The following is an 11,954-nucleotide window of genomic DNA, read 5'->3' on the forward strand; positions in this document are numbered from 1 at the left end:
CGGACGGGCACGGTGACGTCATCCCCGCACATCGTCGTCATCGGGAGCGGCCTCGCCGGCTACGGCGTCCTGCGGGAGCTACGCAAGCTCGCGCCGCACGCCCGGTTGACCCTGGTGACGCAGGACGATGGCCACTTCTATTCCAAACCGGCGCTGTCCACCGCACTGGCCAAGGGCAAAATGCCCGACGCCCTGATTACCACGCCGGGTGAGAAAATGGCGGCTCAGCTCCGAATTGATCTGCGCGCAGGACGCCTCGTCGAGGCCATAGATCGGCAGGACAAGGCTGTACTGACAACTGGCGGGCCGATCTTCTACGACAAACTGATCCTCGCGCTTGGAGCAGATCCTGTGCGCCCGCCGATCGATGGCGACGCGGCCCACCGGGCTCTTGCTGTCAACAATCTCGACAATTACCGCGAGTTTCGCGAGCGGCTGCCCGCTGGCGGGCGAGTGCTGGTCATGGGCGGCGGACTTGTCGGAACTGAGTTTGCGAACGATCTTTCTGCCGCAGGCTATTTTCCGGTAGTCGTGGACATGCTGCTCCATCCTTTGGCTCAGCTGGTACCCAGCGGGGTCGGTGATCGAATCCGTGATGCGCTGGCTACCAAGGGCGTCGAATGGCACCTAGGCAGCAAGATCACGGCCATCCACAAGTCTCCAAGCGGGGTTCGCGCGCAGCTCGACAGCGGCATGGTCATTGAAGCCGTTGCGGTGCTTTCAGCGGTGGGTCTTCGCCCTCATGTCGCGCTGGCATGTGAGGCGGGGCTGGAGACCGGCCGGGGCATTACTGTCGACCAGACCGGGCGGACCTCCGATCCCGACATCTACGCTATCGGCGACTGCGCGGAATATCCGCAAGGCCTCGCAGCCTATGTAACACCGATCATGTCGGCAGCGCGCGCCATCGCTCCCAGTGCGCTCGGAACACCTACCAATATCCACTTTCCGCCGCTCTCGGTGCAGGTCAAGACCACAGCCTACCCGGTGGTGCTGCTTCCGGCTCCGATCGGCGTTGCCGGGCGGTGGGAGGAAGCGGCCAACGACGAGCGGGGGCTCAAGTATCTGTTCCGCGACAACGGCAAGAACGTGCGGGGCTACGTTTTTACGCAGGACTATTGCCAGGAACGCATGGAAATGGACCGCGCGCTGGGCGAACAATTTGCAGGAGAAGCTGCTTGACTGGGTTGGTTCAGGGCAAGATCGCGATCGTCACGGGCGGGGCAAAAGGGCTGGGCTACGGCATCAGCCGCTGTCTGGCGCGTGAGGGCGCCGATATCCTCATTACCGGGCGCGACGGCGCGGCGGCGGAAGCGGTTGCGGCCGAGATAAGCCAGGAGTTCGGAACCCGCGCCATGGGCCTTTCGGCGGACATGGGAATCAAGGACGACGTCGAAGGCATGATCGAGCGGGTCGTCTCCGAGTTCGGAGGCCTCGACATCCTGATCAACAATGCCTCGCAGCTGTCTGCCAACGTGTTGCTGGAACAGAAGACCGATGAGATGCTCCAGCGCACTCTCGAGATCGGTACCTGGGGAACCTGGTGGGCCATGCGTGCCGCCTTCCCGCACATGAAGGCACGCGGCGGCGGCTCGATCGTCAATTTCTACTCGATCGACGCCCAGACGGGTGCATGGCTTCATGCCGACTACAACATGAACAAGGGGGCGATCCTGGGCCTGACCCGCACCGCTGCGGTTGAATGGGGCCGGTTCAACATCAGGACCAATGCGATCGCACCGACAGGGAWGGGCCAGGTGTTCGCGCAGCTGGCAGAGGACGTGCCCGGCTTCCTTGAAATGGCAACAGCAAGTAATCCGCTCAAGCGCGCGGGCGATCCCGAGAAGGACATCGGACCGGTCGTGCTCTTCCTCGCTTCGGAAATGTCGCGTTTCGTCAATGGCGAGCTGATCAATGTCGATGGCGGTCAGCATCTGCCCGGCTATGTAAGCGTTCCGCACAACCTTGCCGAAATGGAAGCCCAAACATGAAACTGACGCCGCACACCGACTGGAGCGAAGTCGTCGCCACCGACAGCACGGGCAGCGTCCAGAAGATCATGGACGGTACACTGCGCGCGATCGCAACAATCGGCACGCGGCGACTGTCGATGAGTGACATCAGCGAAAGCAGCGGGGTGTCGCGCGGGACCCTCTATCGTCATTTCGCGTCCAAGGAAGAAGTGCTCGCGGCAGTCAGCGAATACATCTGCAGCAGTTTCGAAAAGGGCATTGTCGAGGCTGGCGAAGGCATTCCCGATCCGATCGAGCGGTTCCGTGCCGTCATGAAATTCTTCGGCCGTTTTACGATCGAGCGGTCGCCGGAACGGATCTTCGAAGTTGAACCTGCCTTTCACCTGAGTTTCCTGCGCAGCCATTTCGGCCGTCACAAGGCCGCCGTGCAACGCGCTCTCGAACCCGTGCTCGACTATTTCGAAGGACTGACCGGAAATACCATAGACCGGGACACATTCTGCGACACGCTCGTTCGCCTGCAGCTTAGCACGCTGATCATTCCGGCCACTGGTGAATGGCTGGAACTCTGGAACGGTTCTCCCGATCGGCTGCACGAAATCGCAATGCAAATCGCCGGCCACCAAGCCGAAAATACGAGAGGATGATTTCATGGCAACAGTAGCAAAGCTCGAATCAGACACGCAATCCGGTTTCGCCGACAAGGCGGTGGCCGACGGCCTGGTGGAAAAGGCGCGCAGCCTGCGCGAATTCCTGCAAAAGGAAGCGCCTGAAGGGGAAAAGCGGCGCAGCCCAACCCCGGCCGTCGATCAAATGCTCAAGACGGAAGGTTTCCTGCGGCTTCTGCTGCCTCAACGCCTGGGCGGCTTCGGACTCTCGACCACCGACTTTTGCCGCGTCCAGATGGAAATCGCCAAGGGCGACCCCGCGGTCAGCTGGGTGATGCAGATCATCAACGGCACCAGCTGGATCACCAGTCTCGCGCCCGACGGTGTCCAGGACACAATTTTTGGCGAGGGCCCGCAGACCGTGTGCGGCGCCTACAACCCGCCGGGCAAGGCGCGCAAGGTGGACGGCGGCTGGATCATCAACGGTAAATGGCCCTACATGTCCGGCTCCCGCCAGTCGAAGTGGGCGCAACAGGGCGTGGTGCTTGAAGGCTACGACGGGCCGGTCGTTCCGGGCATCAGCATGTGTTATCTGCCGATGGACAGCATGACTATTGAGGACACCTGGTTCGTTTCGGGCATGCAGGGAACCGGGTCGGACACGGCGATAGCAAAGGACGTGTTCATTCCCGATGACCAGATGGTATTGATGGACGAACGCGCGGGCCAGATCGATCGTACCAAGCGTCATTTCGGCGCGCCTTCAGACCTCCTTCCTGCCGTTCCGGTGGTTCGCACGACCGGCATTGCCCAGCTCATTGGCGCAGTCGAGGGCATGCTGGAGATCGTTACGGCGGAATCGCCGAAGAAGCCCGTACTGACGACGACGATTTCGCCGCGCACCAATTCCGGTGCCTACATGCGCGACCTTGGTGAAGCGGCCGCCATGATCGACACGGCCAAGTTGATCCTGTTCAACCTCACAGCCAAGCTCGACCGAGTTGCGCAGGGTGAGGAGTTCACCCTCGCCGAGAAGGCAAAGCAGCGCTCCGGCGGTGCCCAGATGGTCGAACTCGTTCACAGTGCGAGTGAATCGCTGATGTTCCAGGCGGGTTCTTCCGGTTTTGCGCTGGACAAGCCGATCAACCGCTACTGGCGCGATATTTCGATGGCTCTCCGCCACATCCAGAATATCCCGACCATCGGCTACGAAATCTATGGCCGGAACCTTGCCGGAGCCGATCCGATCTCTCCGCCGGGTGCCTATTGATCCAAAATGCCGGGGCGATCGCGTGTTAGGCAGGCGATCGCCCCAGTGGCAGCATCCACAGCCCATTTAGAGAGGGACGGCCCATGGATGCTGCGCAGGGGTAGCAACAGAGACAACGAACGGCGATATCGTGACCGAGGCGAGCATCGGCTCTCTACCAGCTTACGTCGATCCCACAGCCCGGATCTTCGGCGACGTCATGCTGGAACAGGATTGCAGTCTGTGGCCTTACGCGGTCGTTCGGAGCGAGAGAGGTCATGTCCGCATCGGAAAATGCGCAAGTGTGCAAGATCACGCCATGATCCACATCGGCTGGAATGACCCGACCATCATCGGCGACTACTGTACAGTTGGACATCGTGCAGTCCTGCACGGATGCACATTGGAGCCCGGCTGCCTCATCGGCATCGGTGCCACGATCATGGAGCGCTGCGTCATAGGCCACGGCTCGATTGTTGCTGCTCACAGCTTCTTGCCCGCCGGCACCATTATTCCGTCAAATTCCCTGGTAATGGGCACGCCCGGCCGAGTGACGCGCGTTCTTGACAAGCTGCACGGCAACATCATCGATGCGCTCCTCTATCGCGAGAACGCCCGCGCCTATGCGACCGGAAACCACCGCGTCTGGGAGATCGCGGAGATGGCGCTTCTGGCCGAAGAGGCCGAAGCTATCCTCGCACGCGAACATCGCCAATGGATCGAGCGTGGAATTCGCGGTTCCTACTCCACTGACGAGGAATGAGGATGACTGGCGCAACCACGCTCGAACACGACACGATGCTGAACCTCCTGTTTCGGGAAGCCCGCACGCATAACACCTGGCAAGATCGTCCGCTCAGCACGGAGACCATTCGGAACCTCTACGAACTCGCGAAGTGGGGCCCGACGACCGCGAACAGCAATCCGGCCCGATTTGTCTTCATCCGCTCGGCCGATGCCAAGGTCCGGCTCTTGCCTCACGTCAACACTGGCAACCGAGACAAGGTCATGCAGGCTCCCTGCACTGTGATCGTAGCGGGTGACACACGGTTTTATGAATTCTACGGCAAGCTGTTTCCCGCAAGGGACATGCGGGCGACGTTTGAAGGCAATGACGCACTCGTCGCGCAGACTGTCGCCCGTTCCTCGACATTGCAAGGCGCCTATCTCATCATGGCCGCCCGCGCCCTGGGTCTCGACTGCGGTCCTATGTCGGGCTTCGATGCGGCCAGCCTCGATTCCGAATTCTTCCCCGATGGCCGCTGGAAAAGCAATTTCCTGTGCAACATCGGTCACGGCGATCCGGCAGGACTCCATCCCCGCAATCCCCGGCTGGACTTCGACGAAGCCTGCGTCGACCTTTAGGCTCGAAAGCCGTTTCCAAGGCGCTCTCCTGTCAGGAAGCAGCGACTGTCCTGGAAACGGCTCCGTCGCAACCTCACCAGACCAGCGGCAATTCCACTGGCTGGATCATGCCCAGATGACAACGCACCCGATGACCGGGCGCAAGGCGGAATTCCGGAATCCGCGCCAGGAACTCTTCCATCGCGATCCGCAATTCGCGGCGAGCCAGGTGCATGCCGACGCAGGTATGTATGCCGAAGCCGAAGCCGACGTGCCTCGGCCGCCGGTCCAGCTTTACCTCGCAGGGATTTTCGAACTCGTCGGGGTCCCGCCCGGCGAGCGTTGTCGACATGGCGACCTTATCTCCCGGCCTGAACTGCACACCGCCTATCACCGCTTCCTTCTTGCAGGTGCGAAACGTGGTGACCGCCCCGTATGCCCGCATCAATTCGTCGATGGCATGCGGGATCTGTGAAGGGTCGGCTCTCAAAAATGCCTGGTCTTCAACGTGTGTGCCGAGGTGGCGAAATTGTAGGCCCATGTTCGTGGAGACGGTGTCGAGCCCGCCGATAAAGAGGTTGAACATGAAGCCGAGCAGTTCGTCCTGCGTCAGAGGACGTCCCTCTATCTCGCCCCGCACGCCGAATGAAATGAGATCGTCGCGCGGATTTGCGCGCCTGTCGGCAATCTCGCCGGCCAGATAGTCAAGCACACTGCGCGTGGCATCCGCGATCTTGGACAAATCGTGGTTATGCAAGAGATTCATTTCCCATTCCATGAATTCGCTGACCCGGTCGAGCGGCAAACCCATCAGTTCCATGAAGACCTTGATCGGGAATTCGAATGCGAACTCGCCCATGAATTCACACTGCCCGCGCTTGGCGAAGGTCTCGATGTACTCCACCGCATAGTGCCGAATCCTGTCTTCCAGCGCCGCCATGGCCTTGGGCGTGAAGGCCGGGTTCACCATCTGACGGAATGGCCCATGCGCCGGAGGGTCGAGTTCCGCCGGCGAATTGATCCACGCTCCACCGACCAGCTTCGAGAAAGGCGAAAAGTCGGTGGAAGAAAAGTGCTCTGTATCGAGATAGATTTCGCGAAGATGCGCCATGCGGCGTGGCACCCATGCTCCCGTTCCTCCGGGATAGGCATGGGCCGCGTAAATGATATCGGGTCCGTCATGGATCCGCATGGCCAGATCGTCGAACGGATCTTTGTCCGTCGTCGTTCCGAAAATGAATGGAAAGTCCCGGCTCACCAAGGCTGGCGGCACGTGATCGGGGATCGCCTGCTCCGGAAACATCATCACTCCCACACTCCCTGTCGTTTGTCCCGCCCCATTTCCGGGGCCGGTCATTCCTGCACCTGTCGCTTAGAAGGATCGGGGCAACCCGAGGCTCTCGGCGATACCGTTTCGCACCATCTCGTTGGTGATCGGGCCGATCCGCCAGAGCCGGCTGTCCCGCCAGTATCGCTGCATGTCGGTCTCTGCGGAGTAGCCCATGCCGCCCAGGATCTGGATGCCGAGATCTGCGGCCGCGTTGGCATTCTCTGACGCGATGAGTTTCAGCATGTTCGCCTCAACGCCAACGTCTTCGCCTCGGCTCTGCTTGTCGGCGCAGAAATGCAGCATGAGTTCTGTGGTCTTCTGCATCGTGGCGATATCCGCCACATAGTGCTGCAGGCTCTGGAAACGGCCGATGATCCCGCCGAATGCCTTGCGCTGCTGCATGTAGGCGACAGCGTCTTCCAGTACGCCGTCGATGACGCCCAGGCAGAACGCGCCGACCATGATCCGCTCGTTGTTGAGCGTGGGCAGCAACATGTACCAGGCCTTGTCCGGCTCGCCGAGCACTTGTTCGTCTGCGACGAAAGCATCCTCGAAATGGATCGAGCAGCTCCCCATCGATCGCATGCCGAGCTTGGCGAGCGGGGTTATCGTCACTCCGGCAGTCTTGGCGGGAACCCAAAAAAGAGTCAGTCCCTGATGCTTTTTCTCCGGATTCCTGTCACTTCGTGCAATCACCAGAAGATAGTCGGCGACATGCGCAGATGAGGACCAGGTTTTCTCGCCGTTGAGCTTCCAGCCGCCATCGACGCGTTCCGCCGTTGTCGTCATCGCGCCAAGCAGGTCGGTACCGCCCCCCGGTTCCGTGAATGCGATGGCGGCCTTGAGCTGACCGGAAGCGATCAACGGCAGATACTTCTCCTTCTGCTCGGCAGATCCGTAGAGACCGATCGACTTCCCCCCAGCAAAACTGGTGATCCCCCAGATCCATGCCAGTCCACCCAGGGAACGCGCCAGTTCGCGGGCCAGCAGCATCTGCATCACCACGTCGCCGCCCTGCCCGCCGTATTCCTCGGGAATGCCGACGCCGTGAAAGCCCGCCTCAGTCAGCTTGTCCCAAAGGGCATAGGGGTAGGCATGCTCGTCCTTCTCGAGCGCTCGCGCCCACTCCTTGGGCACCTCGTTTTCGACCCAGCGATGCACGGTGTCGCGAAAGGAACGGTATTCGTCCTCGAGTTCGAAATCCATCTCAGGTATCTCTTTCGTATAGTGATATTTTCTGATTTTCAGCAACATCGTCGGACAGCTCGCACCCCTGTTCGGCCAGCGCGATCAGGCGAGTGGCGATGCGGTCGACACCAGCGAGCACTGCGGAGCGGTCGTTCGCCAGGAAGGCGGCAAGGATCGCTTCATGCTGGGAAAGCCCGAGAGGGCAAATCGTTTGAAGACCGTGCAGCAGGACAAACCTTGCAATCAGGGCTCTGCGGTCGAGCGTTGAGCGCAGCAGCTCCTGGTTGCTTGACGCCGCGATGAAGATCGTATGGAAATCCAGCCCAGCAGTGAGGGCGCCTGCGGAATCATCGCTCGCCAAACACGCTCGGTAGCGCGCAAGTGCGTGTTCGAGTTGAGCTACCTGCCCTGCGCCAACATGTGGCATGCCCCATATGTATCCAAGCCGCCACAGCTCGGACTGAACGCGAAGCAGGTCCCGCATGCTGCGAAAGTCAATGCGCGCAACCCGTTTCAGGCGGTGCACTTCAATCTCGACCAGCCCTTCGGCCTCTAGCGTGCCAAGTGCCTCGCGAACGGGCGTCGCGCTGACGTCCAGATGCGCCGCCAAACTCGTTTCGCGCAGCAGCGTACCGGGGGGCAAGGCTCCTGAAACGATGCTGCTGCGAAGGCGCTCAAGAACGGCCTGGCGGCGGGTCGGCGGCGTACTGACCGGCTCCGTGCCGAACAGGCTCGGGCCGGAAGGCACGTCTGGCGAAGGGAGGCGGCGATGCAATTCCATATTCTATAGAATTGCGGAGCCCCTGCATCTTCGCGCCTTTCCAAGGGTAGGGTGCGTCTCATGGATTAGTGTCAAGCGGCCAGCTTGGCATCTTCATGATGCGAGCAGATCAGGGCCTGGCCGGAGATGATGGCACGACGAGAATTCAGAATCGATCACGTCAATCTGAAGCAACCGCCAGACATCGCAGAGCGCCTCGCGCACATCCATTCAAGAACAGGTCAACCGCATTTTCCGCGGAAACGCGCGGATTGCTGTAGCACTCTGCGCTTGCGGGCTCCAAAATGACCACATTGGTAAAGAAGATCGTTTGCATGAATTGGCGCGCGAGAAAATCTGCATCGCCCCCTGCCAGCGTCCGCCGATCAATCATCGCTTGGAAGTAGTCGTTCAGCCGGGCGGCTTCCTCGGTCCGAAGGATATCGAGGCAGCGTCCACTGATATCTGGATGTGTGATCGAAGCGCTCAGGAGCACCCGAATAAATTCGTAGAACGGCCTGGCGCCGAAGACCGGCCGGAGCATCTGGCGAATGTGCTGCTCGGCAAACGCGACAAGTACGTCACGAACCGGTTCATCACAGCGCAGCACAGACCGGGTACCTTCCGAAGCTGTTTTCGCAGCGTCGATCATGCACTCGGCGAACAATTCCACCTTGTCACCAAAGAGCTGATAGATCGCAACTTTCCCCACACCGGCAGCCTGCGCGATGTCGTCGATCGTCGCACCGGCATAACCGCGATCAAGGAAAATTTCGGTTGCTCGCCGGAGTATCCGTATACGTCGTTGAGGCGAGGCTGTTTCCACCGGGCAAGGATAACACCATTGCCGCAAGAATCCATACCAGCGTGGGGCGGAATGGTAGTTTTCCGATGTTTTGGAACATTAACGACCTTGCAATGTCCCAGTCCTTTCAATCAACAAGGATGCTCCCTGCCTCCCGATAGGACGGAGCTTCCCCGTCAGCTTGTAACAAGCGCCATCCGCGCAATGAAACAAACTGACGCGGGTTACCCGGGCAAGGATCATTCCAGCATGCGAACAGTAGAGCTTCCCCCGCTTGATCACGCCGAATTTGCACGCCGTTACGGCCCTTGGGCGGTGATCGCCGGAGCCTCGGAAGGAACCGGTGCAAGCTATGCAGAACAACTTGCGGCGATGGGCATCAACGTGGTCCTCGTTTCCCGCCGCAAGGAGGCCCTGGATCAACTGGGCGAACGGCTCGCCGGTTTGTACGGGATTGCGTTTCGCTCGGTGGTTGCCGATCTCACGCAATCGGGAACGGGCTCCCGGCTCGTCGAAGAGACCCGTGATCTCGATATCGGACTCTTCGTTTCGAACGCCGGGGCCGACGGGGCCGGCAACAGTTTCCTTGGAGAGCCGGTTGATCGAGCGCTCAGCCTTCTGACCATGAATGCAGCCAATGTCGTCGAAGCCGTTCATGGCTTCGGCAACAGACTCGTCAAGCGGCGCAGCGGGGGGATCATGGTCATGTCTTCGGGAGCCGGTCTTGGCGGCCAGCCCTGGCTGACTATGTACTCAGCGACGAAGGCTTTCGAGTTGAATTTCGTGGAATCGCTTTGGGCAGAGCTCGACGGACAAGGCGTAGATATCCTCGGAATTGCCGCCCCGATCATGGACACTCCGACCCTGCGCCGGGCGACCGAAGGGCTCGGGATGGACTATTCGACCGCCTACGATCCCGCAAACGTCTGTGCACTGGCCCTTGCAAGCCTGGGCAAGGAGCCCCTTGTGATCGTGCCCGACGGTCCGGATGAGGCGCAGATCCCGCGCATCCAGGCAGACCGAAAGACGCGCCTTCTTGCCCTCGCCGAATGGGGCAAGGCGTACACGGCTGCGGCGAACGGCTGATTTGCTAAGGGATAGCGGGAAATGATGGACGAGGTCGACGTCGTCGTTATCGGAGCCGGCCACAACGGCATGGCGGCCGCAGGCTATCTGGCGCGTGCGGGCAAGAAAGTCGTCGTCGTCGAGCGCCTTGCGAAAGTGGGCGGGATGACGAGCTCGGGCTACATGATTCCGGAAGCGCCTGAGCACTTGGTAACGCCCTGCGCCGTGGAACTGCTGTTTGCGCGCAAATCTGGCATCATCGAGGACTTCGATCTCCATAAATACGGCCTGCGGACTGTCGATCCTGATCCCACTTACGCCTACCTCCATCCCGATGGCAGCTCTATCGCCCTCTTCTATGACTATCGCCGCACGGCGGAAGACATCGCCCGCATCAACCGCAACGACGGCAAGGCCTATCTGGATTTCATGAAGACGTTGAACGTCATGATGGATATCGGATTTCCCATGATGATGGCCGAGCCCGGACGCCCCGACGTGCGGAATATGTCGAAGGTGATCAAAAGCGCGGTCCGCAACGTCCGGCTGAAAGACGAACTGGTGGCGATGTCCAAGGCGACCGCCGACCAGATCGCCTGCGAAAGGTTTGAAGACCCCGCAACAATCGCGCTGTTGCTGGGAATCGCCGCAGGCGCCGGTCCCATCGATGACGACGGAAATGCTGCCGCGTACATGATCTTCGCCGTCACGCATAAATACGGCACCGGTAAACCCATCGGCAGCCTCCAGTCGTTTTCGGACGCGCTTGCTCGCAGTATCGAAGCATCGGGCGCCTCGATCGAGCTCAATGCGCCGGTTGCGGAAATCATCGTCGACGACGGCGCGGCCAAAGGCGTGCGGCTGGAAAATGGCCGGATCATACGCGCCAAGATGGTGATCGCGACGTGCGACCCACGAACGGCGATGCGCCTGACGACGCCGGGCGGCGTTTCGCGCACATTATTGCAACGCATCGAGCATGCCCCGTCGAACCGATCCAACGCCGCGCCGCTTCTCGCCAATATTGCGATGTCCGGGCCGCTGCGGCTCAAGCGACATCAGGACATGCGCCATGACGATGCCGATCTCGACAAGGCCGTGGGGCTCATCGGAACGCCCGACGAAGTGCGGAAGTCATTTGCCATGGCGCGACGCGGCGACATTCCCGAACGTCACGCGATGTCCCTCAGCCCGCTGTCCAATACCGATCCTTCGCAGGCTCCGGCGGGCGGTTCGCTGGCATACATCTACTTGCCCGGTGTTGCTGTGGATGCGCGCGAGGGCTGGAGCCCGGAGCTGAAGGACCGAACGATGGCCTCGATCATAAGCCATCTTGGCGAGTTCTACGACGGGCTCGACACAGAGGTCGGGCGCTTCGTGGAAACCGCGCGCGAACGGGAAAAGCGGCTCAACGTCAGCAATGGGTGCGTCACCCACATAGATTTCGGTGCCCTGCGATCGGGGGTGCACCGTCCGGCTTCCGGTTTCGGCGGCCCCCGGCCGCCATTTCCCGGCTTTCTTATCGGCGGTGCAGGCGCTCATCCCGGCGGCGGTGTGTCCGGTATTGCAGGACGGATCGCCGCTACCCGCGCGCTACGAGCGCTTAAAAAAACAAGGTAGCCGGTGGTTTGA

The 11,954-nt window shown here is 60.7% G+C and carries 12 protein-coding genes; 8 read left to right on the plus strand and 4 right to left on the minus strand.

Annotation, left to right across the window (positions count from 1 at the left end; genetic code table 11):
• The first annotated feature begins 12 nt into the window (after nt 1-12).
• From AB4Z00_RS20110 to AB4Z00_RS20135, 6 genes are all read left to right on the plus strand, one after another.
• Nucleotides 13-1,182 carry an NAD(P)/FAD-dependent oxidoreductase gene (locus tag AB4Z00_RS20110; RefSeq protein ID WP_133085024.1) on the plus strand — a complete coding sequence of 390 codons (1,170 nt, stop codon included), beginning with the start codon at nt 13-15 and terminating at the stop codon, nt 1,180-1,182.
• Complete coding sequence (locus tag AB4Z00_RS20115) at nt 1,179-1,991, plus strand: SDR family NAD(P)-dependent oxidoreductase (protein WP_442046993.1); 813 nt, start codon at nt 1,179-1,181, stop codon at nt 1,989-1,991. The genes AB4Z00_RS20110 and AB4Z00_RS20115 overlap by 4 nt, the downstream gene beginning before the upstream one ends.
• Nucleotides 1,988-2,620, plus strand: coding sequence for a TetR/AcrR family transcriptional regulator (locus tag AB4Z00_RS20120; protein ID WP_133085022.1), 633 nt, complete (start codon nt 1,988-1,990; stop codon nt 2,618-2,620). Before AB4Z00_RS20115 ends, AB4Z00_RS20120 begins: the two co-directional genes overlap by 4 nt.
• Nucleotides 2,526-3,851, plus strand: a complete 1,326-nt coding sequence (locus AB4Z00_RS20125) for an acyl-CoA dehydrogenase family protein (protein ID WP_442046994.1) — start codon at nt 2,526-2,528, stop codon at nt 3,849-3,851. The genes AB4Z00_RS20120 and AB4Z00_RS20125 overlap by 95 nt, the downstream gene beginning before the upstream one ends.
• Before the next feature lie 130 nt (nt 3,852-3,981).
• Complete coding sequence (locus AB4Z00_RS20130) at nt 3,982-4,593, plus strand: gamma carbonic anhydrase family protein (RefSeq protein WP_236549405.1); 612 nt, start codon at nt 3,982-3,984, stop codon at nt 4,591-4,593.
• A gap of 2 nt (nt 4,594-4,595) precedes the next feature.
• Nucleotides 4,596-5,195, plus strand: a complete 600-nt coding sequence (locus AB4Z00_RS20135; RefSeq protein WP_133085021.1) for a malonic semialdehyde reductase — start codon at nt 4,596-4,598, stop codon at nt 5,193-5,195.
• A gap of 73 nt (nt 5,196-5,268) precedes the next feature.
• On the opposite strand, the gene AB4Z00_RS20140 is transcribed toward AB4Z00_RS20135, so the two are convergent.
• From AB4Z00_RS20140 to AB4Z00_RS20155, 4 genes are all read right to left on the minus strand, one after another.
• On the minus strand, nt 5,269-6,480 hold the full coding sequence (locus AB4Z00_RS20140; protein WP_133085020.1) for a cytochrome P450: 1,212 nt from the start codon (nt 6,478-6,480) through the stop codon (nt 5,269-5,271).
• A 66-nt stretch (nt 6,481-6,546) separates the two neighbouring features.
• Complete coding sequence (locus AB4Z00_RS20145; protein WP_133085102.1) at nt 6,547-7,710, minus strand: acyl-CoA dehydrogenase family protein; 1,164 nt, start codon at nt 7,708-7,710, stop codon at nt 6,547-6,549.
• Between the two features lies 1 nt (nt 7,711).
• Entirely contained in the window at nt 7,712-8,473 is a 762-nt protein-coding gene (locus AB4Z00_RS20150; protein WP_133085019.1) for a GntR family transcriptional regulator, read from the minus strand.
• Between the two features lie 160 nt (nt 8,474-8,633).
• On the minus strand, nt 8,634-9,278 hold the full coding sequence (locus tag AB4Z00_RS20155) for a TetR/AcrR family transcriptional regulator (RefSeq protein WP_159831192.1): 645 nt from the start codon (nt 9,276-9,278) through the stop codon (nt 8,634-8,636).
• Between the two features lie 183 nt (nt 9,279-9,461).
• On the opposite strand from AB4Z00_RS20155, the gene AB4Z00_RS20160 reads away from it, so the two are divergent.
• Both AB4Z00_RS20160 and AB4Z00_RS20165 read left to right on the plus strand, forming a co-directional pair.
• Complete coding sequence (locus tag AB4Z00_RS20160) at nt 9,462-10,343, plus strand: SDR family NAD(P)-dependent oxidoreductase (RefSeq protein ID WP_442046995.1); 882 nt, start codon at nt 9,462-9,464, stop codon at nt 10,341-10,343.
• 21 nt (nt 10,344-10,364) lie between these two features.
• Complete coding sequence (locus tag AB4Z00_RS20165; RefSeq protein WP_133085017.1) at nt 10,365-11,942, plus strand: phytoene desaturase family protein; 1,578 nt, start codon at nt 10,365-10,367, stop codon at nt 11,940-11,942.
• The last annotated feature ends 12 nt before the right edge of the window (nt 11,943-11,954 follow it).

Source organism: Novosphingobium sp. YAF33 (assembly GCF_052113265.1).
Taxonomy (GTDB): Bacteria; Pseudomonadota; Alphaproteobacteria; order Sphingomonadales; family Sphingomonadaceae; genus Novosphingobium.